Source organism: Aliiroseovarius crassostreae, from assembly GCF_001307765.1.
Lineage (GTDB): Bacteria > Pseudomonadota > Alphaproteobacteria > Rhodobacterales > Rhodobacteraceae > Aliiroseovarius > Aliiroseovarius crassostreae.
The window spans coordinates 16,527-41,521 of the sequence record NZ_LKBA01000004.1 but is presented as its reverse complement, the minus strand read 5'-3'; the positions used below and the strand labels follow the sequence as shown (position 1 = coordinate 41,521).

At 58.8% G+C, this 24,995-nt stretch carries 21 protein-coding genes; 18 read left to right on the top strand and 3 right to left on the bottom strand.

What is annotated here, in order from left to right:
* Nucleotides 1-7: 7 nt before the first annotated feature.
* Nucleotides 8-874, bottom strand: coding sequence for a LysR substrate-binding domain-containing protein (locus AKJ29_RS02280; protein ID WP_055187569.1), 867 nt, complete (start codon nt 872-874; stop codon nt 8-10).
* A 130-nt stretch (nt 875-1,004) separates the two neighbouring features.
* Between AKJ29_RS02280 and AKJ29_RS02275 the strand changes: the two genes are divergently transcribed.
* From AKJ29_RS02275 to AKJ29_RS02255, 5 genes are all read left to right on the top strand, one after another.
* Entirely contained in the window at nt 1,005-2,192 is a 1,188-nt protein-coding gene (locus AKJ29_RS02275; protein ID WP_055187568.1) for a 2-aminoethylphosphonate--pyruvate transaminase, read from the top strand.
* A 20-nt stretch (nt 2,193-2,212) separates the two neighbouring features.
* Entirely contained in the window at nt 2,213-3,457 is a 1,245-nt protein-coding gene (gene phnA / locus AKJ29_RS02270; protein WP_055187567.1) for a phosphonoacetate hydrolase, read from the top strand.
* An 18-nt stretch (nt 3,458-3,475) separates the two neighbouring features.
* On the top strand, nt 3,476-4,927 hold the full coding sequence (gene phnY, locus AKJ29_RS02265; RefSeq protein ID WP_139231446.1) for a phosphonoacetaldehyde dehydrogenase: 1,452 nt from the start codon (nt 3,476-3,478) through the stop codon (nt 4,925-4,927).
* Between the two features lie 115 nt (nt 4,928-5,042).
* A complete protein-coding gene (pbfA, locus tag AKJ29_RS02260) occupies nt 5,043-6,395 on the top strand; it encodes a (R)-1-hydroxy-2-aminoethylphosphonate ammonia-lyase (RefSeq protein WP_055187566.1) in 1,353 nt (450 codons plus the stop codon).
* The gene (locus tag AKJ29_RS02255; protein ID WP_055187565.1) at nt 6,392-7,231 is read left to right on the top strand and encodes a DMT family transporter; all 840 of its coding nucleotides are present in this window, start codon (nt 6,392-6,394) and stop codon (nt 7,229-7,231) included. Before pbfA ends, AKJ29_RS02255 begins: the two co-directional genes overlap by 4 nt.
* Before the next feature lie 49 nt (nt 7,232-7,280).
* On the opposite strand, the gene AKJ29_RS02250 is transcribed toward AKJ29_RS02255, so the two are convergent.
* Nucleotides 7,281-8,294, bottom strand: coding sequence for a C-terminal binding protein (locus AKJ29_RS02250; RefSeq protein WP_055187564.1), 1,014 nt, complete (start codon nt 8,292-8,294; stop codon nt 7,281-7,283).
* Nucleotides 8,295-8,569: 275 nt separating this feature from the next.
* On the opposite strand from AKJ29_RS02250, the gene AKJ29_RS02245 reads away from it, so the two are divergent.
* The 4 genes from AKJ29_RS02245 to AKJ29_RS02230 all read left to right on the top strand — a co-directional run bounded on the left by AKJ29_RS02245 (nt 8,570) and on the right by AKJ29_RS02230 (nt 13,863).
* Nucleotides 8,570-9,370 (top strand): DeoR/GlpR family DNA-binding transcription regulator, encoded by an 801-nt coding sequence (locus tag AKJ29_RS02245; RefSeq protein WP_055188921.1) that lies wholly within the window; start codon nt 8,570-8,572, stop codon nt 9,368-9,370.
* Entirely contained in the window at nt 9,367-10,140 is a 774-nt protein-coding gene (locus AKJ29_RS02240) for an inositol monophosphatase family protein (protein WP_055187563.1), read from the top strand. Before AKJ29_RS02245 ends, AKJ29_RS02240 begins: the two co-directional genes overlap by 4 nt.
* Nucleotides 10,140-11,816, top strand: a complete 1,677-nt coding sequence (locus AKJ29_RS02235; RefSeq protein WP_055187562.1) for a Na/Pi cotransporter family protein — start codon at nt 10,140-10,142, stop codon at nt 11,814-11,816. Before AKJ29_RS02240 ends, AKJ29_RS02235 begins: the two co-directional genes overlap by 1 nt.
* Before the next feature lie 385 nt (nt 11,817-12,201).
* Nucleotides 12,202-13,863, top strand: coding sequence for a peptidoglycan-binding domain-containing protein (locus AKJ29_RS02230; RefSeq protein ID WP_082392490.1), 1,662 nt, complete (start codon nt 12,202-12,204; stop codon nt 13,861-13,863).
* Nucleotides 13,864-13,990: 127 nt separating this feature from the next.
* Here the strand turns inward: AKJ29_RS02230 and AKJ29_RS02225 are convergent, their stop codons facing one another.
* A complete protein-coding gene (locus AKJ29_RS02225; RefSeq protein ID WP_055188919.1) occupies nt 13,991-14,920 on the bottom strand; it encodes a LysR family transcriptional regulator in 930 nt (309 codons plus the stop codon).
* A gap of 111 nt (nt 14,921-15,031) precedes the next feature.
* Between AKJ29_RS02225 and AKJ29_RS02220 the strand changes: the two genes are divergently transcribed.
* The 9 genes from AKJ29_RS02220 to AKJ29_RS02180 all read left to right on the top strand — a co-directional run bounded on the left by AKJ29_RS02220 (nt 15,032) and on the right by AKJ29_RS02180 (nt 24,979).
* Nucleotides 15,032-15,502 carry a TRAP transporter small permease gene (locus tag AKJ29_RS02220; RefSeq protein WP_055187560.1) on the top strand — a complete coding sequence of 157 codons (471 nt, stop codon included), beginning with the start codon at nt 15,032-15,034 and terminating at the stop codon, nt 15,500-15,502.
* Nucleotides 15,499-16,809, top strand: coding sequence for a TRAP transporter large permease (locus tag AKJ29_RS02215; protein ID WP_055187559.1), 1,311 nt, complete (start codon nt 15,499-15,501; stop codon nt 16,807-16,809). Before AKJ29_RS02220 ends, AKJ29_RS02215 begins: the two co-directional genes overlap by 4 nt.
* A gap of 46 nt (nt 16,810-16,855) precedes the next feature.
* Nucleotides 16,856-17,854, top strand: a complete 999-nt coding sequence (gene dctP / locus AKJ29_RS02210) for a TRAP transporter substrate-binding protein DctP (RefSeq protein ID WP_055187558.1) — start codon at nt 16,856-16,858, stop codon at nt 17,852-17,854.
* Nucleotides 17,855-17,919: 65 nt separating this feature from the next.
* Nucleotides 17,920-19,020 (top strand): NAD(P)/FAD-dependent oxidoreductase, encoded by a 1,101-nt coding sequence (locus tag AKJ29_RS02205; protein ID WP_055187557.1) that lies wholly within the window; start codon nt 17,920-17,922, stop codon nt 19,018-19,020.
* Nucleotides 18,995-19,303, top strand: coding sequence for a (2Fe-2S)-binding protein (locus AKJ29_RS02200; protein WP_055187556.1), 309 nt, complete (start codon nt 18,995-18,997; stop codon nt 19,301-19,303). The genes AKJ29_RS02205 and AKJ29_RS02200 overlap by 26 nt, the downstream gene beginning before the upstream one ends.
* Nucleotides 19,290-20,684, top strand: coding sequence for an FAD/NAD(P)-dependent oxidoreductase (locus tag AKJ29_RS02195; RefSeq protein WP_055187555.1), 1,395 nt, complete (start codon nt 19,290-19,292; stop codon nt 20,682-20,684). Before AKJ29_RS02200 ends, AKJ29_RS02195 begins: the two co-directional genes overlap by 14 nt.
* 9 nt (nt 20,685-20,693) lie before the next feature.
* A complete protein-coding gene (locus tag AKJ29_RS02190; RefSeq protein ID WP_055187554.1) occupies nt 20,694-21,032 on the top strand; it encodes a RidA family protein in 339 nt (112 codons plus the stop codon).
* 386 nt (nt 21,033-21,418) lie between these two features.
* A complete protein-coding gene (gene xrtT / locus AKJ29_RS02185) occupies nt 21,419-22,840 on the top strand; it encodes an exosortase T (protein ID WP_055187553.1) in 1,422 nt (473 codons plus the stop codon).
* A 27-nt stretch (nt 22,841-22,867) separates the two neighbouring features.
* Nucleotides 22,868-24,979 (top strand): VIT and vWA domain-containing protein, encoded by a 2,112-nt coding sequence (locus tag AKJ29_RS02180; protein WP_055187552.1) that lies wholly within the window; start codon nt 22,868-22,870, stop codon nt 24,977-24,979.
* The last annotated feature ends 16 nt before the right edge of the window (nt 24,980-24,995 follow it).

The following is a 24,995-nucleotide window of genomic DNA, read 5'->3' as shown; positions in this document are numbered from 1 at the left end:
GCTTTTGTCAGGGGTGCGATTTTCGTGCAATTTCCATGAAAGCACGAATGACTTTCACGTCGCTGCGCTGGGTCAGGTGGACAAGGGATTCGCTCATCGAGATTTGTGCGCCGGACAAGCTGATTTTTCTGAACCGGGCATCATGCACATATTCGGCAAGTGACACAAAACCGACCCCGGCACCCGAGGCGACCACTTCGCGCACCGCTTCTCGCCCTTCCGCCACGATGGCCGGGGTCAAGGTGATCCCCTGACGAAGAGCTTCTTCTTCAAGTTTCTGTCGAGTTTTTGAGCCGCTTTCGCGAAAGACCAGCGGGTATTTTGCCAGATCTTCGAGAGAGGCCGCCTCCTGAGAGGGCAACAGCAACTCATGTGCGGCAAAGGCGACAATTTCAGACGCACCCAGATCATGAACCGTTATGTCCTGACCGGGAGAGATGCTGCCGATGACACCGATTTCCGCATTGTAGGCGCGCAGTTCCTCGATAACTTTTTCCGTGTTGCCCACCCGTAGGGAAATTGTTGTTTTGGGGTATCTTTTTTTGAACTGTCCCAGAAGCTCGGTGACGTGGTGGGCGGAATCCGCAAGGATCCGCAGTTCACCCTCCATGGCAGCCCCTTTCTGCGAAAGATATTCCTCGATCTGGCTTTCGACCTCAAAATATCGCTTGGTCAGAAGGAAAAGCTGCTCACCCGTTTCCGTCAGCCGTACGCGTTTTCGTTCCCGATGAAACAGCAGCGTATCGTGATCCTGTTCCAGCTTGCGCACCTGTTCGGAAATGGCCGGTTGGGTGAGAAAAAGCGCCTCAGCCGCGCGGGAAAACCCTCCGAAACGGGCCACGTGGTGAAAGGCTTTCAATTGTCTGTGGCGCATCGGATTTTCCCCTGATCTGGTGTGGCCTCGTTGTATAAGCTCAGCCTATATAACGATTGCCAATTGCAATTTCACATATAGATCATCTTGCTGCAATGCTGTTCCTGACAGACCACATCGGAGATGCAAAATGACTGCTCCCATTACTGGAATTGAACCCCCTCGGTTGGGTGAACCCTACCTTCTGACACCGGGGCCGCTGACCACGTCTTATGCCGTGAAAGAGGCCATGCTGAGGGACTGGGGAAGCTGGGATGATGATTTCCGCGCCATGACCCGTCAAATGCGAACCATGTTGCTGGATCTGCTGGGTGAAGGGGGGGATGCATTCGATTGCGTACCGATGCAGGGTTCCGGCTCTTTCTCGGTCGAGGCGATGCTGGCCTCGTTCATCCCGCGCGATGGCAAGGCGCTGGTTTTGGCCAATGGCGCCTATGGGATGCGGTCGGCCCAGACGTTGGAATATCTTGGCCGCGACCACGTTGTTTTGAACAAAGGGGACTATCTTCCGCCGCGGGGCGAAGAGGTGGCGCAGATCCTCGCGGATGACCCGGCGATCACCCATGTGGTTGCGATCCATTGTGAAACGTCGAGCGGTATCCTGAACCCGGTCGAAGAGATTTCCGAAGCGGTCTATGCCGCCGGTCGCAAGCTCCTGATCGACAGCATGTCGGCTTTTGGCGCGATTGAGCTGAAAGTGGCGGATATCCGGTATGAGGCCATGGTGTCCTCTGCCAACAAATGTATCGAAGGGGTCCCCGGTTTTGGGTTCATCATCGCACGCAAAACCGAACTTGAGGCCGCCAAGGGCAACAGCCATTCTCTGAGCCTCGATGTGCACGCCCAGTGGGCGCATATGAACAAGACCGGCCAATGGCGCTTTACCCCGCCAACCCATGTCGTCGCAGCCTTCCTTGAAGCGCTGCGTGCCCATAAGGAAGAAGGCGGCGTTGCCGGGCGTGGCGGACGCTATGCCCGCAACCGCGATGTGATGGTCGCCGGCATGCGTGAGCTGGGGTTTGAAACCCTGCTCAAGGATCGTTGGCTGTCACCGATCATCGTGACCTTCTTCTGCCCGGATGACAAAAGCTTCATCTTTGATCGTTTCTACGAGCTGATGAAGGAAAAGGGTTTTATCATTTACCCCGGCAAACTGACAGTTGTTGACAGTTTCCGCGTCGGCTGTATCGGGCAGATGGATGAACATATCATGCGGCAGGTTGTGACCGCCGCGAAGGAATCGCTGGACGTGATGGGGGTTGCCGATGCAAGCCCGCCCGCGCTGGCCCTCGAAGAACGCGCCAAACTGGCCGCCTGAAGTCATAAAGGAACATAAGAATGACCATCCAATCTCCTGTTGTTGCGAACGGGCGCGCCTATGCCACCCCCAAGGTCTGCGCGATTGCGATCTGCCTTGACGGGTGCGAACCGGAATACCTGGACGTGGCTATCGGCAAGGGCTTGATGCCGAACCTCAAGCGGATGCGCGAAGAGGGCACGGATCGTCTAGCCCATTCGGTGATCCCGTCTTTCACCAACCCCAACAACCTGTCAATCGCCACCGGCCGTCCGCCGGTTGTGCACGGCATTTGCGGCAACTACCTGATCGACCCGGATACCGGTGAAGAGGTGATGATGAACGATGTGCGCTTCCTGCGTGCCCCGACCATCTTCTCGCAATTCTACGAGGCGGGTGCCCGTGTCGCCATGGTGACCGCCAAAGACAAACTGCGCGCGCTGTTGGGAGCTGGCCTGAAGTTTGACGAAGACCGTGCGGTGGCCTTCTCATCTGAGCGATCAGGTGAAACCACCAAGGCAGAGCACGGTATTGACAATGCCTCGGAATGGCTGGGCATGGAGGTGCCAGAGGTCTACTCAGCGGAACTGTCCGAGTTTGTGTTTGCCGCAGGTGTGAAGCTGCTGCGTGAATTCAAACCGGACGTGATGTATCTGTCGACCACCGACTATATCCAGCACAAGTTTGCCCCCGAACAGCAGGGTGCGCTCGATTTCTATGAAATGTTCGACCGTTATCTTGGGGAGCTGGATGAGCTGGGCGCCGCCATTATCGTCACCGCTGATCATGGCATGAAGCCCAAGCACCATGCCGATGGCTCGCCCAATGTGGTCTATTGTCAGGATCTGATGGATGAGTGGCTGGGCAAGGATAAAGCCCGCGTGATCCTGCCGATCACCGACCCCTATGTCGTGCATCACGGTGCGCTTGGCTCTTTCGCCACCTGCTACCTGCCGGAAGGTGCGGATCGTGATGACATCATGGCCAAGCTGCGCGCCACCGATGGGATCACACTGGTTCTGACCAATGCCGAAGCGGTGGCGCGTTTTGAGCTGCCGTCGGACCGGATTGGCGACATCGTCATGCTGTCGGGTGAAAACATCTGCATCGGCACCTCGGAACATCGCCACGATCTGGCCGCGCTGAAAGAACCGCTGCGCAGCCATGGCGGCCTGACCGAACAGGAAGTACCGTTCATCTGCAACCGCGTTCTGGCCCTGCCCGAACGCCCCATCCTACGCAACTTCGACGCGTTCTTCTACGCAACCGAAGCGGCTGCACTGTAATTGAAAGGTCTGACGCACATGAAAGACAAGATCCAGATCCGTGAAGAGGGGATGCGCATCGGCGGCAAGGTGGTCTTTACCAAAGAGGTGATCGAGGTAAAGTATCCCTATACCGATGAAGTGGTCGGAACGGTGCCAGCGGGCACCGCCGAACATGCGCGTCAGGCCTTTGAAATTGCGGCGAATTACAAATCCAAACTGACCCGGTATGAACGCAGCCAGATCCTGCAGCGCGCGGGTGAACTGATCGGGGAACGTCGTGAATACCTCGCCAAATGGCTGACGCTGGAGCTGGGCATTTGCCACCAGCATGCCATCTATGAGACCAAACGCGCCCAAGACGTGTATCAGTTTGCCGCCGCCCAGTCGCTTCAGGATGACGGAGAGATTTTTTCCTGCGACCTGACCCATAACGGCAAGGATCGCAAGATCTTTACCAAGCGCGAGCCGGTGAAGGCGATTTCTGCCATCACACCGTTCAACCACCCGCTGAACATGGTCAGCCACAAGATCGCTCCGTCGATTGCCACCAACAACTGCATGGTGTGCAAGCCGACGGAACTGACACCTCTCACGGCGATCGCACTGGCGGATATCCTCTATGAAGCGGGCCTGCCGCCTGAGATGTTCCAGATCGTGACCGGCTGGCCGAAGGATATCGGCGAAGAGATGATGGTGAATGAGCACATCGACATCATCACCTTCACCGGCGGTGTTCCGGTGGGCAAGCTGATTGCCGAGAAGGCTGGCTATAAGCGGCAGGCGCTGGAGCTGGGGGGCAATGACCCGCTGATCGTCTGCAACGATTTGAGCGATGCCGATCTTGAGAAAGCCGCCACGATCGCCGTGGCAGGCGCCACCGGCAACTCAGGCCAGCGTTGCACCGCAATCAAACGGATCCTGGTGCAGGAAAGCGTGGCCGACAAGTTTGTGCCGATGGTTCTGGAGAAAGCCAAGAAGATCAAGTTTGGCGATCCGCAGGATCCCGAGACCGAGCTTGGCTGTGTGATCCACGCACAGGCGGCCGAACTGTTTGAAAAACGTGTTTTCCAGGCTGAGAAAGAGGGGGCCGAAATCCTTTATCATCCCGGCCGTCAGGGTGCGCTCCTGCCGCCGATTGTGGTCGACAAGGTGCCCCATGACAGCGAATTGGTGATGGAAGAAACCTTCGGGCCCATCGTGCCGATCGTGCGTGTGCCGGACAATGATGAAGAGGTGATGGCGATCTCGAACTCGACCGATTTTGGCCTGTCTTCGGGTGTCTGCACCAATGACCTGAACCGCGCCATTGCCTATATCAACGGGCTTGACGTGGGCACCTGCAATATCTGGGAGCAACCCGGATATCGCATCGAGACCTCGCCCTTTGGCGGCATCAAAGACAGTGGAAACGCGGTCAAGGAAGGGGTCACCGAAGCCATGAAGTTCTTCACGAATGTGAAAACCTATTCGCTCCCGTGGCCGAATTAACCGGCCTGAAAAATGAGTTCTTCCCGTTCCGGGGAGGCTTCTCCTGACTGTTCCCGTAACTGGTGAGGCCTGAGTGTCGGGCCTCACTTTTTTCCTTGAGATGCAGAGGTTTGATATGGCGATGATTGTTCATACTGAAGGCGAGTCCAATACGTCTGACGCCCGCAAAGCGTGGCTTGGCAAGTCCATTGGCCCAAAATCAGAGCCGCTGCTGGAGCGGGACGCCGAGGTGTTTCTGCACCAAAGTCTTTCCAGCCCCTGTGTCAGCACCATTGCCAAGGCGGAAGGGATCTGGATCGAGGATATGGATGGGCGGCGTTACATGGATTTCCATGGCAATTCCGTGCATCACATCGGATGGGGCCATCCCAAGCTGATTGCCGCGATCAAGGCCCAGCTTGATGATCTGCCGTTTGCACCGCGCCGATTTACCAACGAACCGGCGGTGGAACTGGCGGAGAAACTCGCGGCCATTGCGCCCGGGGATCTGGGGAAGACGCTGCTTACCACCGGGGGATCGGATGCCAACGAGGTGGCGTTGAAAATCGCACGGGCGGCCACGGGGCGGTTCAAGACGGTAAGCTTCTGGGATGCTTTTCATGGCGCCGGGTTCGGTGCAGCGAGCGTCGGGGGGGAGGCCACGTTCCGCAGCCATATTGCCGGCCCCCTGCTTGCCGGCGCAGAGCATGTCGCGCCATTTGCCTGCTATCGCTGCCCCTACAACCATACGGGTCCGGATGTTTGCGGACTTGCATGCGCCAAGATGGTGGATTTCGTGCTGGAACGTGAAGGGGACGTGGCTGCAGTGATCGCCGAACCTATGCGCGCTGTGCCCTATGTGCCACCTGCCGGGTTCTGGAAGGCCGTGCGCGAGGCCTGTAATGCGCGCGGAGCGCTTCTGATCATGGATGAGATCCCGACCGGGCTGGGCAAGACCGGAAAAATGTTTGCTTTCGAACATGATGACATTGTTCCTGATATCGTCACCATGGGGAAGAGCCTCGGAGGAGGCGTTCTGCCCATCGCCGCCTGCGTGGCGCGGCGGGATCTGGATGTCTGCGGGGATTTTGCCATCGGGCATTACACCCATGAGAAAAACCCGGTCACCGCCCGTGCCGCCCTCACCACCATTGAGATCATCGAGGAAGAAGGGTTGGTCGACCGCTCTGCTGAATTGGGGCGCCACGCGCTGTCGGTGCTTCAGGAGCGGCTTTGGGATGTGCCCATTGTCGGAGATATCCGTGGGCGGGGCCTCATGTTCGGGGTTGAAATTGTCCAGGATCGTAGCGATAAGACCCCCGGCAATGCACTGGCAGAGCAGATCTATTATCGCTGCTTTGACGCGGGGCTGAGCTTCAAGATCTCGCAAGGTTGTGTTTTGACCCTCTCCCCACCGCTGACCATCTCGCGGGCGGATCTGGATCAGGCGCTTGAGATCGTGGTGCAAGAGATCAAAGAGGTGGCATGACATCCGCTATCGCAACTCTGGTCCTGTCCGCGGCGCTTTTGCACGCAATGTGGAACGCGTTGGTGAAAAGCGCGGGCGACAAAACCATCATGCTGGGCTGCATTGCGTTGGGGCATGTGGTGCCGGGGCTGGTGATAGTGGGGCTTTCACCCTTGCCGGACTTGGCGTCGGTGCCGTTCATGATCGCATCGATTGTGGTGCATTGGGCCTATTTCTATCTGCTCAATGTGGCGTATCGGCTGGGGGATCTTAGCCTGATCTATCCGATTTCACGCGGAGCTGCGCCTGTTCTGGTGGCGTTGGGGGCACAGGTCTGGGTGGGTGAAACCCTTCCCCTGTTTGCCTGGGGCGGGATATTTGCCGTGTCTGCCGGGATCATGATCCTCTCCCGCCCTGCCTTTGCCGGAGCCTTGCCGGGCAGCGCGTTGCTGGCCGCGCTGGGCATCGGAGTGGTTGTGGCAAGCTATACGCTGATTGATGGGGTCGGGGTACGCCTGTCTGGCCATGCGGTCAGCTATATCGGCTGGTTGTTTGTCGCCAAGCTGGTGATCGTGTTCTACGTCTTTCCAACCCGCTGGGAACGGGTGCGGGCGATGCCGCGTTCCGCCCTGATGTTGGGGGTAAGTGGAGGGCTGATTTCCGGCATGGCCTACGGGCTGGTCTTGTACGCGAAATCCATTGCACCGCTTGGGATCGTATCGGCCCTTCGGGAAACCTCGGTCATTTTTGCGGCCCTGATCGGAGTGGTCTGGTTCGGGGAGGGGCCGAAAGGGCAACGGCTGTTGGCAGCGGTTGTGGTTGGCGTGGGGATCGGGGCAATTGCCCTGACCCGGTAAGGTGGCAGGACCCCCGAGTTGCCGGGTTTCGATGCCAGCCATTTTGATATCAGCCCTTGAACGTGACGCCTTTTGTCTGAATGTGCAGCCGTGGATCCGTCGATTTTATCAACACTTCCCGCCCCTCGATAAGCTCTTGGCAGCGTTCCAGAGTTTCGCATTCCAGTCGCTCCATCGCATCTTTCGTATAGAAGGTCAGATGGGGGGACAGGATCACGTTGGGAAGGGAGAACAGGGCGCTCATCGGGTGATCCGTCAGCGATAGGGGTTCGCGGCTGAACACATCCAGCCCCAACCCTGCGATCCACCCTTCACACATGGCGCGCACCAGGGCGTCTTCGTCGATGATGGCGCCTCGGGCCGCATTGATCAGGATGGCGCTGGGTTTCATGAGCCGCAGTTCGCGCTCCCCGATCAGGTGACGGGTTTCGTCATTCAGGACGCTGTGGATGCTGATAAAGTCACTTTCGGTCAGAAGCGCGTCCAGCGTATCGCATTTCTTAACGCCAATCGCCTGCATCTCTTCTTCCGGGGTGTGGGGGCTGTAGGCAATGACGCGGGCGCGAAAACCCTGACCGGCCATGCGCGCCATGGAGCGCCCGATTTTGCCCAATCCGATGATGCCCAGGGTCTTTCCCGCGATATCCGTGCCCAGCCATGTCGGTTCAGGCCAGGCCCATCCCTCTTTATTCATATGGTCATTGAGCGCCGGCAGCTTCTTGGCCAGGGCGATGAGCAGTGCAAAGGCACCTTCGGCCACGGTTTCTTCTGCGTATTCGGGGATATTGACCACGGTCACGCCGTGTTCATTTGCCGCCGGGATGTCGATGGCGTCAATCCCCACACCATATTTCACGATGCCGCGCAATTTTGGGGCTGATGCGATGACCTTGCGGGTGATGGGCGTATAACACATCAACAGCAGATCGGCGTCCCGGATCTCGGCAATCAGGTCTTCTTCGCTGATCCCGTCCGGCAATAGAACCAACCTATGCCCCGCATCTGTCAGGGCCTTGTCCACCAGAGGTGTCTGGAGCTCGCAATCTGTCCGGACGATTTTCATGTTTCTGCTCCCGCTGTCATGCGTTCGAGTTTCCGGTGTGGGGGCGCTGGTCACAAATTCCTTTTTGCAATTGATCCATAAGCGCAGCCTATGATGCACCTGTGCAAATGGGCGGAGCAAAGACCTGTTTTGACAGGTCCTGCCGCTATTTTGGTGTCATGTGGATTGGGAAGTGTCGAGGAGAGTTTGTTGATATCTGAGCGCCATCAGATCTTTTTTAATGGAAAGTGATGGAAACTGTGGGTTAAATGACCGAAATTGACCGAAAGATGCAAATGACCGACGCTTCCAACCTGTCTCACAGAGAGCTTGATCTGCTGACTGCCTTGCGGCGGCTTGGCGGGGCTGCCCGGTCGTCCGAGTTGGCGAAACATCTTGATGTGTCGGAAGAGACCGTGCGCCGTGGGATCAAGGCGCTGTCCAAGACCGGATCGGTCGCAAGGGTCCACGGTGGTGCCTATCTGGTTGGCGGTGCCGGAGATCCGAGTTTCTTTCAGCGTATGGCGCGAAATCCGGAAGAAAAGCGGCAGATTGCCAAGCTGATCGCCCGGCAGGTGGCCGACAATATGACCGTTTTTCTGGATGTCGGATCCACAACCGCATTTGTTGCAGAGCGCCTGCGCAAACACACGGGTCTGACCGTTGTGACCAATTCGATTGCGATCGCGCAGGCAATGCTGGGGACATCCGGAAACCGGGTGCACTTCCTCGGCGGAGAAATGAAAAGCGATGAACGCGGCACTTTCGGTTCGGTCACGGAACGTCAGGCGCAACGGTTTGCGTTTGACCTTGCGGTCCTGAGTGTGGATGGCCTGTCGGAAAAACGCGGGTTTCTTTTTATCAATCCAGTTGAAGCAGCCCTGTCCGAGGTGGTGGCTGACCGCGCGGACCGTGTGGTGATTGGGTTGGATCACCAGAAATACGGGGTCAAAGCCCCGCATTGTGGGCTGGATGCGCACCGGGTGGACCTTCTCATTGTCGATAAAGCGCCAGACAAGGGATTGACCCGGGCGCTGGATGGCTGGGGCGTTAAGGTCGCATTGGTGCCTGCGGGCAAAGGAGGAATGAAAGCATGACGGAACTGTCACATCTTGCCAAACATGCCGAGGCAATGGCGCAGATCGCCGCGCGCTCGTCCCTCTCTTACTTCCGGGGGGCGTTGGGGGTTGAGTTCAAGGCCGATGAAAGCCCGGTTACGCAGGCGGACAAGGCGGTAGAGGCCGAGCTGCGCGCCTATCTGGCAGCGATATTCCCGGACCATGGGATTTTTGGCGAAGAAGAGGGGATGAGCCAGACAGACAGCGCCCATCTTTGGGTGATCGACCCAATTGATGGCACACGTTCTTTTCTGTCAGGCCACCCGCTTTATGGGTTTTTGCTGGCCCATCTGATTGATGGCACCCCTGAGATCGGCGTGATTGGCATGCCGGTGCTGGAGGAAGTGCTGATCGGGCAGCGCGGGCAGGGGGCCAGGCTGAATGGTCGACCCGTTCAAACCTCCAACCAGACCGATCTGGCGCAGGGTATCCTCTATATCAACGAGGGCGAGAAGATCTTTCGGGATCATCCGGCCCTGTTTGATCGGCTGACCCGCACCGGGCAGACCCGCCGGATGGCCTATGATTGCTACCCCCATGCGCTGCTCGCGATGGGGCATGTGAATGCGGTGGTGGATTATGATCTGCAGCCCTATGATTTCCTGGCCCTGTCTGTGGTGATCGAAGCAGCAGGCGGGGTGATGACCGACTGGTCCGGTGCCCCCCTTGGGCTGCATTCCGACGGGCGGGTGGTGTCTGCTGCCACGCCTGAACTTCATGAACAATTGCTGCAAGTGGTGAATGGCTGATGGCGATCCTGAGTTTCCTATTGAGCCTTGCGGGCGCCACCATGCTCCTGCTGTTTGCCGTGCGGATGGTGCGGACTGGAATTGAACGCAGTTTCGGCGCGTCTTTCCAGCGCATGATGACCCAGGAACGTAGCCCTTTGTCCAATTCGGCCCTTGGGGTCATGCTGGCGACCGTGCTGCAAAGCTCGGCCGCCGTGGCGTTGCTCGCATCCGGGTTCGTGGCGGGAGGATACCTGCAATTTCCTGCCGCGCTTGCCATTGTGCTGGGCGGAGATCTTGGCTCTGCCCTGGTGATCCAGATCCTGTCTTTCCGCTTGGATTGGCTGGTGCCGGTGCTGTTGGCCATTGGCGGCTGGCTGTTCGTCAAGGTCGAAGAACGCCGGTGGCGTCAGGCGGGCCGGATCCTGATGGGGGTGGCATTTATCCTCATTTCGTTGCGGTTCCTGCGCGAGGCGATGGATCCGATCCGGGACAGCGCGTTCCTGCCGGCAATTGCGGAATATCTTGCGCGTGACTACCTGACCGCGTTTTTGGTGGGGGCGGCGCTGGCCTTTGTGATGCATTCCTCGGTGGCCGCCATTCTGATGTGTGTGACCCTGGTGCAGATTGATGCCATTCCCTTTGCGGCGGGTCTGTCCCTTGTGCTTGGCGCGAACCTGGGTTCGGCGGTGATCCCGGTTTGGCTGACGCGAGGGATGGGGGTTGCGGCGCAAAGAGTGCCCTATACCAATCTGCTTTTGCGTGGGGTCTGGGCGGTTGTCGCGCTGTTTGCGGTGAACCTGTTCCTGCGCTCCGGCGTGATGGTCTTGCCGGAAACCGGCCAGATGTTGGTGATGGCACATATTGCCTTCAATGCCCTGCTGGTCCTGATGGCCATGCCCTTTGGGAAGGCACTGGCCGCCAGTGCTGAGCGGTTCATGCCCGAACCCGGTCAGAATGAGGGGGCGGGGATTAACCTGCGTGCGGGGTCCGCCCTTGATATCGACAATATCGGAACGCCCGCCCAGGTGATTGCCAGCCTGAAGAAAGAGCTGCTGCGCATGTCGGAAATGGTCGAGGTCATGTTCCGCCCTTCCTTGCAGCTGTATCGTGAAAATAACGGGGAAAAGATCAAGGCGGTGCAGGCACTGGATCACGAGGTGAATGACTGCCTGACCGGGATCCGGGATTACGTGGCCGCACTTCCGAACCGGGAACTGGGGCGGGAGAATGTAAAGGCGGTCCGCGACCTGATGGAATACGCCATTCGACTGGAAACAGCCGGGGACGTTGTGGCCAAGCGCCTTTGTGTGCTGGCGCAGGAAATGGCCAAAACCCATACGACCTTCTCGTTGGATGGCTGGGCCGAACTGACCCGGATGCATGAAAGCATTCTGTCCAACCTGAACCTTGCCAGCAATGTTCTTGTCTCGGATGACCTGGAAAGCGCGCGGCTCCTGAGTTTGGAAAAAACCGAGGTGAAGCGTGCGGAACGGAAAAGCCGCAAGAAGCATTTGAAGCGGTTGCAGATGGGGGAGGTGGCGAGTTTCGAAACATCGGATATCCACCTTGAAACCCTGCGTGCCCTCAGGGAGTTCAACAGCCACATCGCGGCGGTTGCCTACCCGTTGCTTTACAAGCATGGTCAGCTTCTGGAAACGCGTCTGATCGAAGACATGAACGAAGCCGAGGATTGACTGGCGCTCCCCACGGGTGCCAGGTCGCTGTCCCGTGGGTAGAACTGCTCGCAAAAGGCTCTGGCAGGGCTTTTTGCGGAGGGTCTGAGCGCTGCTCCTGCCCGGTTGCGTCTGCAATGCCTAAAGCGTTTCGGGATAAACCTGAAACACATGTTTATCCCGAAACGCTTTGGGCGGCAGATGATGGGGATCCATCCCGCCTTTCAGCGGATTGCGGCTTAGCGGTCCTGACAGGGGAGCGATTGCCCGCACCCAACCTTGACGTGATACCCTGCTGCGGCCCAACCTTATCGCGTTGGACCGTGCAGACCTGTTGTGAAGGTTGGGCGCGGCTGAAGGGAATGCGTGCCGGCCGGGGTCGGTTGTCAGAAGGAGAAGCCGTTTTATGACACGATTTACAATGACATTGACCACCGCCTTGGCAACCATGATGACGCTGGCAACGCCGGGTTGGAGCGATGGGCGCGCCTTTTTTGTCGGCAATGCAGATTACGGTTTCCTGAGCTTTCTGGGGCGGCCTGCGGATATGCAACAAAATGCTGATACGCTGGCCGCGCAGGGGATATCCGTCACCAGCGTGCAGGATGCGAATGCCGCACAGATGCGGCGGGCCTTTACTGAATTTGTCGATGGCATTGATGATGACACCAGTCAGGTTGCGATCATTCTGGCCGGGCGGTTTGCTGCGGGGGCAGGCGGGGCCTATCTGTTGCCTGTCGATGCCGAGGACCCGCTGGACCCGGCCCAGGTGCTGATGCAGGCTTTCCCGCTGGATGCGGCCCTTGCGATATTGGCGCAATATCCCGGACGCGCCGTTCTTGCGTTGGCGGAAGGGGACGTGTCTGCACAGAACAGTGGCCCCGTTTCCGCGGGAGCCGGGGAGTTCACCATTCCGCAGGGGGTCACCGTGATCCGCGGAGAGCTGAGTGATGTGTCGCGTTTTGTTGGCGGAGTGGTTGCAGCACCCGATGCAGACCTGATCCGGGCCGCGCGACGGGCGGATCTGACAGTGGAGGGTTTCGCCCCGCAAACCCTTTCCTTGTTTGATCAGCCTGAACAGGTGCAGGCACAGCCACCCGCGCGAAATGATGGCAAGGATGATGATGATTGGGCGCGGGCCTTGTCTGCAAACTCTGAACAAGCCTATCAGGATTACCTTGACCGCCACCCATCCGGGGCCCACGCAGCGGATGCCCGCCAGCGCCTTGCCTCTTTGCGGGCAACCCCGTTTTACCGGGAAAAAACCGCGGAAGAGAATTTGAACCTCAGCCGTGATGCGCGTCGTGAAATCCAGCGCAACCTGTCTCTGCTGGGCTATGATACCCGTGGCATTGACGGCATTTTCGGGCGCGGCTCTCGCGCCGCAATCACGACCTGGCAGAAGGCCAATGGTCTTACGGAGTCTGGCTATCTGAACGCGCAGCACATATCGCGGCTGGCGGAGCAGGCCCGGTTGCGGGCGGCTGAGCTGGAAGAAGAAGCGCGGTTGCGGCAGATTGAACAGGACAAGCGTGACCGTGCGTTCTGGCAGGAAACGGGGGCGGCCGGGGATGCGGCCGGGCTCAGGGCCTATCTTGAACGGTTCCCGGATGGAATTTATGCCGATCTGGCGCAGGAAAGATTGAAGGTGATCGAGGATCGAGAGCGTACTCAGGCGGTTGCTCAGGACCGGGAGGCATGGGACCGAGCCCGTTCCCGAAATGACCAGCAGGCTTACAGGACCTATCTGTCCCAGTATCCAAAGGGCGCGTTTGCCGACCAGGCCAAAGCGCGGATAGCGGACCTGTCGGTTTCGGATGCAGACAAGGCCCGGATTGAACTGGCGCAAGCCGCTGAGCAGGGGCTGGGCCTGAACAAAAGCGCCCGACAACTGATCGAATCCCGGTTGAAAAGTCTGGGCCTGAAGCCGGGTAAGATTGACGGGAAATTTGACGATGCCACCCGCCGCGCCATCCGCAGGTATCAAGATGCGCGCCAGCTTCCTGTCACGGGTTATATCAATCAGACCACCTTCATCCGCCTGATGGCGGACAGCATATTGCGGTAAGGTGGGCCCGATAGTTGAGCGAGGCACCAAAACGAGACATCACGGAGGCACAGTGAACAGGTGCCTTCAGCCTCGTCTGCAACGCCATCGCTGGAGCTGCGTGCTTTCCGAGGCAGCCCCGCCGTTATCACTTCAACGCGTCTCGGATCTCGGTCTGCATCTGTTCTACCGCCGCGTGAAGCTTGCCTATGAAGGCCTGGCTTGCCATGGATTGCGTGGCGTAGCCCGGGGTCAGGATTGAGACGCTGTTTGATATTTGCGGGCTGAAGCGCCGTATCGTCAGGCGTTCGTTCTCCGGTGTTTGAAGCAGATGGCTATAAGCGGTGATCATATCGCAAACCATCACGCAAACGCCCGCTGCGACAAACTGCAGTCCCGGAAGAAAGGTGCGAAGTTCGATCCGCTTGTTGAAATGGCATCCCGCGGCGTGGAACGCGGCCTCGGTTTGCACCGCGGTTCCGTGCTCATCAAACAGAACGGCCATTGGGCGGCTATCCAGATCATCCGGCGTGACCACCTGTGCACGCGCCAACGGATCGTCTTTTGGCAACACGCAAACGCATTCGAGGTTGTAATCTGTTTGCCGGATCGACGCGCGCGGTTTCGGGGTTTCGGCAAATCCAAGGTCGTATTGTTGCGACGCGATGAGGTCTTCGATCACGTCTGAGGACCTCATGATGAAGGATAGATCAAGATTGTCCCGGTCCTTGAGAAAGCTGGTTAGCAGGCGCGGAAGGAAAGCACTCGACGCTGCGGGGTGACAGGCGATCTTGAGTTTGCCGGATTGCAGCGAGCTGATTCTTTCAAGTGTGCGTTCCGTGCGCTCGACCCGACCCAGGATATCCTCACATTCCTCAAGGAGAAAATAGGCTTCCGGCGTCGGTGTCAGTTTGCCATGAGATCGCAGAAACAGGGCAAAGCCCAGCTGATCTTCAAGGGTCTGAATCATTGTGGACACCGCAGGCTGAGTGCGGCCAACCGCACGGGCGGCCTGGCTGATCGAACCAGATCGCATGACTTCCCGAAACGTGGAAAGTTGTCGAAAGGACAATTGCATGGCCATAAACCTGATTTATGAAGTTAAAGATATTATCAAATTGATTTAATGCCAAATGTCCAGTGTGATGGTGGGATACCCACACTTTGAAACCTGTGGGTCGGGGGACAGATGGATAGATTTGCCAAATATCTGCTGACAGCACTGATCATTTCAGTCGCTTTGGGTCAGTTCGTTCAGGTCATCACACGTTATGTTTTGCAGGTTCCGGTCATGGGGCTGGAAGAGACAATGGCCTATCCGACGGTATGGCTCTACATCCTTGGATCCGTCAACGCCTCGCGCGAGAACACACATATCCGCGCCAATGTCCTTGAGATCTTCATCAAGACAGAGCGCGGGCACACCGTTCTGGCCATCATTGGTGAGATTATCAGCCTGACCGTTGGCCTGTGGCTGCTGTCCTGGGCTTGGGACTACACCCAATATGCCTGGCGGGTCTGGCGCGAAAGCCCCACCCTATACATCCCGACATTCTATTCCGATGTCGCACTGGTCATCGGTTTGGCGCTGATGATGATCTACACCGCCTCGCACCTTGTGCGCCACATTCTCAGCTTGAAAACCGGAGAGACCGCATGATTGAGATTGCCCTTCTTGCCATCGCTCTGTTGGTGATCACGCTTACCCTGGGCGTGCCCCTGCCCTACTGTTTCGGCTCTGCCCTGATGGTCATGTATTTCATGGGGGATGTGACCATGAAGGGGATGATGCTCTGGGGCGTGCAACAGCTGGGCAACCCGGTTTTGCTGGCCATTCCCCTGTTTGTCCTGGCGGGCACGGTGATGTCTGAAAGTGGGATCGCCGCATCGCTCCTGCGCTTTGTGAACGCGTTTATCGGCCACATCCGTGGCGGGTTGGGAGTGGTGGCCGCCGTGTCTTGCGCCGTGATCGGGGCGATCTCTGGCTCGGGCCTGACCGGCATCGCAGCGATCGGCCCGCTTTTGATCCCCGAGATGGAAAAACGCGGCTACCCCCGGGAATACGCCACTGCGCTGATTGCCAACTCGTCGATCCTTGGCCTGCTGATCCCCCCTTCGGTGACGATGATTGTCTATGGCTGGGTCACGGACACGTCCATCCTTGCCTGCTTCCTTGCCACGCTCGGTCCCGGCCTGCTGATCATGACAGCATTCTCCGTGATCAATATCATCATGTCGCGCAAATTCGACCTGGTGCTGGATGACAAACCCTCCTTCTCGGAACTGTCCGGTGAAGTGGCGCGGCGTGGTTTCCATGCTTTCCCCGCCCTGCTGATGCCGGTTATTATCCTTGGCGGCATCTATGGGGGCATTATGACCCCGACCGAGGCCGCCGCCGTTGCTGTGATCTACGCCGTCCCGGTGGGGTTCCTGATCTACAAAGGTCTGAGGTGGAGCAACTTCCTGTCGGCGGGCAAAGAAGCCGCCACCGCCGTGGGCGCGATCATGATGATGATCCTGTTTTCCATGATCCTCAGCCAGATGTTCGTTTTCGAGAGCATCCCGCAGCAACTGGTGCAAGGCATCTTCTCGATCACTGAGAACAAAGTTATTCTGCTGATCCTGATCAACATCATGCTGTTCCTCGTCGGCATGGTGGTCAATGACGTAACTGCGATCATCCTGATTGCGCCGCTGCTCTTGCCCTTGATGAGTGCGATTGGCGTCAGCCCGGTGCAATTTGCCGCGATCATGGGCGTCAACACTGCCATGGGCGGTGTGACACCCCCCTATGCCTCGATCCTGTATCTGGGTGCACGGATCGGCAATGTGAAGGTGACCAAGGTCATCCCCCCCGCGATGAAACTCATCCTGTTTGGCTATGTGCCGGTCGTGTTCCTGACCTCGCTCTGGCCGGATCTCTCACTCTTCCTGCCGCGTCTCTTCGGATATGACGTGGCGCCCTGAAACCACTGAACAACGACCCAAAAAGCACAACACGGAGGAAACACACATGAAACACGCATTCCTAACCACAGCCACCGCTGCTCTTCTGGCGCTTGGCAGCTACGCCACCGCAGCAGACCTGAAGATGAGCCACGTGCGTCCGCAGGATGCCACGATCGACGTGGAACTGCGCGCGTTCTCAGCAGCGGTAGATGAGGCCACCGACGGCGAGGTCAAGATCAACATCTTCCCCGCCTCGGCCCTTGGGGATTACACAAGCGTTCAGGAACGCATCAGCGTGGGTGCAATTGACATGGCAACCCAGCCGGCAGCGGCTGCTGCGGATCGCCGGATGCAGATCAGTTCCTTCCCCTATCTCGCAGGCAACTGGGATCAGGCCCGCGCAGTTTACGGCCCGGGCGGTGTGGTGCGCGAAACGGTCGCCGGGCTTTATGCCGAACAGGACATCACCATGCTGGCAGCATATCCGGTCTATTTCGGCGGCATCTCCCTTAATGTGGAAAACGCAAACCCCGGTTCGGTTGAACCAAACGGCATCAAGGTGCGTGTCCCGGGCATCAAGAGCTTCCAGCTGACCGGCCAGGCGCTTGGCTATATTCCGGCCCCCATTCCCTTCTCGGAAGCGTTCACCGCCGTCCAGACCGGTGTGGTTGATGGTGTGATCGGGTCCGGCGCCGAAGGATATTATGCCTCGTTCCGCGACGTGACCAAAACCTACATCCCCGCCAACACCCATTTCGAAGTCTGGTACATGATCATCTCGAACAGCAGCCTGGCAGAGCTGTCGGATGAAGATCAGGCTGCCCTGAAAGAACAGGCCGCCGTGTTCGAGGCCACCCGCTGGGAAGTGGCTGAAGCAGATCAGGCCAAAAACGAACAGCGCCTTGTCGATGAACTGGGGGCCACCGTGGCCAAGTTGACGGAAGACGACCTTGCCGCGATGGCCGCAAAAGCCCGTGCAGAGGTCTGGCCCGCCGTTCTTGAAGATGTCGGTGTTGAGTGGGGTCAGGCGATCCTTGATCAAGTGGCTGCCGCAGGCAACTGATCTGAATTATGTCAGGGCGGCCCTGTTCGCCCTGACCTTCAAACCGACACCAACGGACTGTAGTCATGGACACCGATTATACAATCATCGGCGGAGGCGTTGTGGGCCTTTCGGTTGCCTGGGGATTGCTCCAGCGTGGCCTGACCGTGACGGTGCTGGATGGTGATGACGGATCGTTTCGCGCCAGCCGCGGCAATTTCGGCCTGGTTTGGGTTCAGTCCAAAGGCATGAACCAACCCCGCTATGCCCAATGGTCACAACACTCTGCCGCAATCTGGGCGGAGTTCGCGCAGGAGCTTGGCGAGAACACCGGCCATGACCTGTCGCTTGAGCAAAAGGGCGGATACGATCTGCACTTCTCCGAAGAAACACTCGCGGCAACTGTTGAAAAATACGAGGTTCTGAAAGCCAAGCTGGGGGGCAATTACCCCTATGACGTGCTTGGTCATAATGCGCTTCGCAAGGAAGAGCCCCATATCGGCCCCAAAGTCGTGGGGGCAATCCTGCACCACCAGGACGGCCATGCAAACCCGCTGAAACTGCTGCTGGCTCTTGCCGCTGATGTGCGCCGGTTGGGCGGACGTGTGTTAACCGGTAAAACCGTGATCGGCGTGTCGAAACCAGATGCCTTTCGCATCACCTGTGCGGATGGCACGTCAGTCACATCAAACAAAGTGGTCCTGTCCGCCGGTCTCGGGGCCGTGCAGCTTGGCCCGACCATGGGGTTCAAAGCCCCCATTCGCCCACAGCGCGGGCAGGTTCTGATCACCGAGAAGATGCCAAAACTGATCAACCGCCCGTCGCTGATTGCACGGCAGGTGGACGAGGGCGGCATTCAGATTGGCGCCACCAATGAAGAAGTCGGTTTCGATGACCGCGTGACACAACCGGGGCTCTCGGGCCTCGCCGCCGAGGCCATCGCTGCCTATCCGGCATTGGCGCGTGCCCAACTGGTGCGCAGCTGGGGCGCATTGCGCGTCCTGTCACCTGATGGCCTGCCGATTTATCAAGAAAGCCCTGAGATGCCAGGCGCTTACCTTGTCACCTGTCACAGTGGCATCACCCTTTCAGCTGCCCATGCGCGTCTTCTGCCTGACTGGTTGGAAGGCACTGACGCAGCCCCAGACCTGGAGGTGTTCAATGAAGACCGCTTCGCCATTTCATGAGCTGGAAAGCGGTCCGCGTGTCGACGTGACATGGGACGGAACACCGCTGCGCCTGCCAGACGGTGCAAACCTTGCCGCAGCCCTGCTGGCCGCCGGGGTGGATGTGTTCCGCCACACCCCCGTTTCCGGCGCGCCGCGCGCACCCTACTGCATGATGGGGGCCTGCTTTGACTGCCTGATCGAGATCGACGGCGTGACCCGTCAGGCCTGCATGATGGATGTCACCGAAGGCATGATCCTCACCCGCCCACACCAAAAGGGGACGCAAGATGAACAGGCGTGATCTTGTCATCATCGGCGCCGGTCCCGCGGGCATGGCCGCTGCCGCGGAAGCGGCCGGGCTGGGGCTGAGCGTTACGGTGCTGGATGAACAATCTCGGGCGGGCGGGCAGATTTACCGCGATGTCGATTTGGCTTCACAGTCGCGCGGGGACATTCTTGGCACAGACTATACCGAGGGCAGACACCTGACCAAGGATCTGCGACAGAGCGGTGTCGAGCATATTTCGGGTGCTGTCGTCTGGGCCATCGAAGAGAAATTCCGCATTTCCTACACCCGCAACGGCCGTGCTGCGCAGATCAAAACCGATCGCATCCTGCTGTCCACCGGTGCGCTGGAACGCCCGATGCCGATACCAGGCTGGACCTTGCCGGGTGTCATGACAGCCGGCGCTGGCCAGATTTTGCTAAAACAATCCGGCCTTGTGGCGCAGGGGGCGGTGCTGGTCGGCGCAGGCCCGCTTCTTTATCTGATCGCCGCCCAGATGGTGCGGGCAGGCATGCCACCCGCTGCACTGGTCGAGACACAGACCCACGGTGACATGATCCGTGCATTGCGGCATATCAGCGGCGCAGTGCGGGGCTGGCCCTACATGGCCAAGGGTCTGAAAATGCTCAAGGAACTCAAGCGTGCGAAGGTGCCCCGCTATACGGGAGCGACAGACATCGCCATTGAGGGCGATGGCAAGGCCGAGGCTGTGACGTTCATCCACAAGGGTCACAAACAGCGGATCGCATGCGAAACGGTTTTTCTTCATCATGGCGTTGTGCCCAACACGCAGGCAGCCCGATCCCTTGGCATTTCCCACAACTGGAACGCGGCGCAAGGGTCCTTTGTGCCTGCGCTTGACGCGTGGGGCCAAAGTGATGTTGCAGGGGTTTTCATCGCTGGCGATGGCGCTGGGATTGGTGGTGCAAAAGTCGCCGTTTACGCCGGACGGTTGGCGGCGTTGAAAATCGCAGAGGATGCCGAACGCCTGTCGCCCCAGGACTGCAATCGTCTGGCCGCGCCCCTGCGCCAAGCCCTGGCACGGGAAAGGGCCGCGCGCCCGTTTTTGGATGCCGCCTATCCGCCCTATGCATCCGCGCTCGATCCCGCCGACAGCACGGTGATCTGCCGCTGTGAAGAAGTGACCGCTGGCGATATCCGCAAATATGCAAAACTTGGTTGCCTGGGGCCGAACCAGACAAAGGCGTTCGGCCGCGCCGGTATGGGCCCTTGCCAGGGTCGTTATTGCGGGCTGACGGTTACGGCGCTACTGGCCGATGCCAACGGGCAATCCCCGGATGAGACAGGCTATTACCGCATCCGCCCCCCACTCAAGCCCGTCACACTGGGCGAGCTTGCGGCAATGGATGACGCGGCGCAAGATGCGACCGAATAGGAGAATGACATGATTGAACGGATCGAAACCGGCCAACGTATGAGCAAGATCGTCAAGCATAACGGTGTCGCCTATTTGTGTGGTCAGGTCGGGGATGGTGCGACTGTCACCGAGCAGACCCGCGACTGCCTATCGCGTGTTGATGCGCTTCTGGAAAAGGCCGGATCGTCCCGCGAACAGATGCTGCAGGTCGTTATCTGGCTGTCTGACATGGCGGATTTCGCCGAGATGAACGCCGTCTGGGATGCATGGGTTCCGACCGGTCACGCGCCTGCCCGCGCCTGCGGAGAGGCAAAGCTGGCCCGCCCGGAACTTAAAGTCGAGATCATCGTGACCGCGGCCTGTTGATCGCCCCCCTCGATCAAACAGAACAAGGTGTAACACTTCATATCAGTGGGAATGGTGTGCCATCAAACCCGGAAAGCGGAAACGATAAAGGATTGTTCGAGTGCGGGCAGCCTTAAAGCGTTTCGGTTTCCCCCTGTATCAGGTAAAACCGAAACGGTTTAGGCCTCGCAATCGCAGAAAAAAACCCAAGAAACGTATAAATCGCGTCATCTAAAGCGTCCGGCCTATTCCCTGAAACATCATGTGGCGCGAATGTCCCGAGAATGCGAAGCATGGCAGGGTATTCGTGCCACAGGTTTAAGGTCGGGCGCGCGAAGCCAGCCCCTGCACATATTCTGCACATCTTGCATCGCTGATCTGCACATCTGTCTGCGCAAAACCGCAGTATGGAACAAAAACGCGATACCTTGCTGTGGATTGGCCTTGCGACGGCCTCGGCCTTGTTGGCCATCGACCCTGTTCGGTGGCTGTTAACCAGTTGGCGCGATCCCTCGTACCAGTCAAACGGAGGCTGGTACGGCGCCGTGATTGTCGGGCTTGCAATCCTGTCCCTTTGCAGCTCGTCCCCAAGCGGGCCAGACGCACGAGGACGCGTTTTTGTTCTATTCCTTATTGCCGCGGCGATCCGGCTGGCGGGGCAGATGTTGGCGATCAACATCCTCAGCGCGCTGGCGCTCGCCATCGACATCTTCGCGCTGGCGACTTTCCTGCGGCTAGATCAGCGCAGGATCTCCCTGTCCCCGTTCTGGTTGTCGGTGTTCTTCCTGTTCTGCCTGCCCCTGGCCCCGATTTTGCAACGTGTTGCGGGTTTTCCCCTTCAGATGATGTCGGCCGAGGTCGCCTGTGTGGCACTCACTCCTTTCTTTGCCGACCTGACCTGTGAGGGCGTGCGGCTTCAACTGAACGGGATCGACGTGCTGGTTGATCTGCCCTGTTCCGGCGCATCGGGCCTGCTGTTGATGGTCAGCCTGTGGTCTTTCATCAACGTGCTGTTTCGCCCCGGTCTTCTGCACGCGATGCTTGCTGGTGTTGTGATCGGGCTGGCGACGGTGGTCGGAAATGGCGTGCGGATCACGCTTCTTGCTACTGGGCTGGGCCAGGGTATCAACACGATGGAGCCCAGCCTGCATTCCGCCATTGGCCTGGTCTCTCTTGCGCTGGTGGCTTTGCCCGTGGTGATTTTCTATCGCCCGCCGCCCGTTGCCCTACGACAAACCCCGTCCCTCACGTTCAAACTGCCCGGCATCCTGCACGTGCCCGCGACCCTGCTGGCGCTTGTCATGGCTGTGGCGGTGGTGAACGCCCCACGCACGCCGCTGGACCGATCGGACAGCGTGACAGCGATCTTCGTGCCCGATCAATTGCTGGGCAATCCGGCACAGCCCGTCCCGCTTACCCCGACCGAACAGCATTATTTTGCCAGCTATGGCGGCACCGCACAGAAGGCTCAGTTCGGACCGATGGGGCTGAACATCGTGCGCACGGCGTCGCCCTTGCGCCATCTGCATTCGCCCGCGACCTGCCTGTTGGGGATGGGATATGACGTCCGGTTTCTGGGCACCCGTTTCGACCCGCTGCCGACCTCGGTATACGAGGCGACCTCGCCTGATGGGCAGGTCTGGACCGTTGCCGTCAGCTTTGTGTCAAAAGACGGCGCCCAGACCGCCGGTGTCGGAGAAGCCGTCTGGAGCTGGCTGAACGGTTCCTCGCGCGTCTGGCAATCTGTCCAGCGCATCACTCCAAAATCCATGCCCGAGCCCCAGCGCATTGCCTTCGAGGCCGCCGCGCTGGCCGCCTTGGACCTTTGATATTTGACCGACGAAAAGGAGTTTTCCATGACCAATCTCACCTCCTGCAACACGCAGCGGCATATCCCGCGCAATCCAGGCCGTCGCTTTCCCCGCATCAATCGGGTGACGCTTCTGATCGTGCTTGTCGCCTATGCCCTTGCCATCCCCCTCAGCGCGTTTTCCCAGACTGATCATGAGGGCGTCGCCGGTCGGGTTGTGGCCCAAGTCGGTGGCGAGACGGTCGAACTGCCCATGCTGGACAGTGCCTATTCGGTCAATATCGAGGGGGACATGGCCACGGTTGAGCTGCGCCAGACCTTCTCGAACCCGTCTCAGATCCCGCTTGAGGCCGAATATCTTTTCCCACTGAACCAGAACGCCGCCGTGTTTGGAATGACCATGCAGGTGGGTGATGAGATTGTGCGGGCTGTCATTCGTGAAAAACAGGTGGCCGAAGCCGAATACAAGCAAGCGGCCTCAGACGGCAAAGCAGCTGCGCTTTTGACCCAGCACCGGCCCAACATGTTCACCCAGAAGATCGCCAACCTTATGCCCGGACTGCCGGTTGAGGTGACGCTGAAATATGTGCAGATGGTGCCCAAAATTGACGGGCAATATGAACTGGTCATCCCGATGATTGTCGGCCCGCGCCACGAAAACCCGGCAGCAGACCAACCCGCCCTAGCGCAGGATGATGACGCCACCTTGCAAAACGCCACATGGACGATCAGCCCCCTGCCTGCCTACCCGCAGGTGGCGGGTCTTGACCTGCCCGACAGCTTTCTATCGGATCGCGTGTCTTTGGACGTGACGATGGTCGCGGGCGTTGAGGTTTCGCAGTTTGCCAGCCCGACCCATCCGCTGGACATCACTGAAACTGATAATCGGCTGGGCGCACGTTTCACTCAGGGCAAGGTGATGGACAACAAGGATCTTATCCTGCGCTATATGCTGGGCGGTGAGGCGTTACAGGCGGCCACCCTGACCCATCATGATGAGCGGGGCGGGTTTCTATCCGTGATGATCGAGCCGCCTGCAATTCCCAATGAGGCCACCGCCACCCCGCGCGAACTGGTCTTCGTCCTGGACACCTCGGGGTCAATGTCGGGCCAGCCGATGGCCGCCAGCAAACGGTTCATGGATGCGGCGCTGAAGGGGCTTCGTCCAGATGATTATTTCCGCATCATCCCGTTTTCCGACACGACCCGTCATTTTGCACAGGGCGCGACCCCGGCAACAAGCAGCAACATCAAAGCGGGGCGAAAGTTTGTCTCGAAACTGACCTCCGGTGGCGGGACCGAGATCGACGATGCCATCCACGCGGCCTTTGCCACCTCCAGCCCCGCAAATACCATGCGCATCGTGGTCTTCCTGTCTGATGGCTATATCGGGGGTGAGGCCCAGGTCCTACGCACCATTCGCGAACAAATCGGGCAGGCGCGGATCTATGCGTTCGGGATTGGCAGCTCGGTCAATCGATATCTGCTGGATGCCATGGCCGAGGAAGGGCGCGGTTACGCACGTTATGTCGGGCTGGACGAAGACGCGATGGAAGTGGCCGAGGTCATGGCTGCCAATCTAAAGACCCCGCTTCTGACCGACATCGAGATTGACTGGGGCGAGCTTGAGGTTTCTGACATTACGCCTGCGCGCATCCCGGATCTGTTTGCGGGCAACAGCCTGCGCATCTATGCGCGCTATAAGGGGGCGGATCAGGGGCAGGTGATGCTGAACGGTCTGGTGCAAGGACGCAAAGCCCAAATGCCGGTGAAGCTGGTCCTGTCCGATCAGAAGGGTGAGGCAGCTCTGCCGCTGATCTGGGCGCGCAATCAGATCGCAACGATGGAGCGTCGCATCGCCGTACGTGACCGCGCCGGGGCAGCGGATGCCGAGATTACGCGACTGGGGCTGGAGTTCTCGCTGCAGACAAAGAACACCTCATTCGTGGCTGTGTCGCAGAAGGTTGTGAACGATACTGACCGCGAAGCAAACACTGCCGGGGTCCCCCTGCCTATGGTGTCTGGTGTCAGCGAAGAGGCTTATCCGCAGGGCTTTTCCGGCTCTTCGGCGCCCGAACCCGAAGCCATGCTTGGTATGATCCTTGTCGCGGTCATGACATTGCTGGGGCTGCGGCCGCGTCGAATGAAGCAGGTGTAATCTGATGAAAGGCCAA

Bases quoted from the DNA above. Each gene is read 5' to 3' on its own strand.
- xrtT (WP_055187553.1), top strand. From the start codon at position 21,419: ATGGAACAAAAACGCGATACCTTGCTGTGGATTGGCCTTGCGACGGCC.
- AKJ29_RS02275 (WP_055187568.1), top strand. From the start codon at position 1,005: ATGACTGCTCCCATTACTGGAATTGAACCCCCTCGGTTGGGTGAACCC.
- AKJ29_RS02200 (WP_055187556.1), top strand. From the start codon at position 18,995: ATGAAGACCGCTTCGCCATTTCATGAGCTGGAAAGCGGTCCGCGTGTC.
- AKJ29_RS02190 (WP_055187554.1), top strand. From the start codon at position 20,694: ATGATTGAACGGATCGAAACCGGCCAACGTATGAGCAAGATCGTCAAG.
- AKJ29_RS02195 (WP_055187555.1), top strand. From the start codon at position 19,290: ATGAACAGGCGTGATCTTGTCATCATCGGCGCCGGTCCCGCGGGCATG.
- AKJ29_RS02250 (WP_055187564.1), bottom strand. From the start codon at position 8,294: ATGAAAATCGTCCGGACAGATTGCGAGCTCCAGACACCTCTGGTGGAC.
- AKJ29_RS02205 (WP_055187557.1), top strand. From the start codon at position 17,920: ATGGACACCGATTATACAATCATCGGCGGAGGCGTTGTGGGCCTTTCG.
- dctP (WP_055187558.1), top strand. From the start codon at position 16,856: ATGAAACACGCATTCCTAACCACAGCCACCGCTGCTCTTCTGGCGCTT.
- AKJ29_RS02235 (WP_055187562.1), top strand. From the start codon at position 10,140: ATGGCGATCCTGAGTTTCCTATTGAGCCTTGCGGGCGCCACCATGCTC.
- AKJ29_RS02225 (WP_055188919.1), bottom strand. From the start codon at position 14,920: ATGCAATTGTCCTTTCGACAACTTTCCACGTTTCGGGAAGTCATGCGA.
- AKJ29_RS02255 (WP_055187565.1), top strand. From the start codon at position 6,392: ATGACATCCGCTATCGCAACTCTGGTCCTGTCCGCGGCGCTTTTGCAC.
- AKJ29_RS02280 (WP_055187569.1), bottom strand. From the start codon at position 874: ATGCGCCACAGACAATTGAAAGCCTTTCACCACGTGGCCCGTTTCGGA.
- AKJ29_RS02230 (WP_082392490.1), top strand. From the start codon at position 12,202: ATGACACGATTTACAATGACATTGACCACCGCCTTGGCAACCATGATG.
- AKJ29_RS02220 (WP_055187560.1), top strand. From the start codon at position 15,032: ATGGATAGATTTGCCAAATATCTGCTGACAGCACTGATCATTTCAGTC.
- AKJ29_RS02215 (WP_055187559.1), top strand. From the start codon at position 15,499: ATGATTGAGATTGCCCTTCTTGCCATCGCTCTGTTGGTGATCACGCTT.
- AKJ29_RS02245 (WP_055188921.1), top strand. From the start codon at position 8,570: ATGACCGACGCTTCCAACCTGTCTCACAGAGAGCTTGATCTGCTGACT.
- pbfA (WP_055187566.1), top strand. From the start codon at position 5,043: ATGGCGATGATTGTTCATACTGAAGGCGAGTCCAATACGTCTGACGCC.
- AKJ29_RS02180 (WP_055187552.1), top strand. From the start codon at position 22,868: ATGACCAATCTCACCTCCTGCAACACGCAGCGGCATATCCCGCGCAAT.
- phnA (WP_055187567.1), top strand. From the start codon at position 2,213: ATGACCATCCAATCTCCTGTTGTTGCGAACGGGCGCGCCTATGCCACC.
- phnY (WP_139231446.1), top strand. From the start codon at position 3,476: ATGAAAGACAAGATCCAGATCCGTGAAGAGGGGATGCGCATCGGCGGC.
- AKJ29_RS02240 (WP_055187563.1), top strand. From the start codon at position 9,367: ATGACGGAACTGTCACATCTTGCCAAACATGCCGAGGCAATGGCGCAG.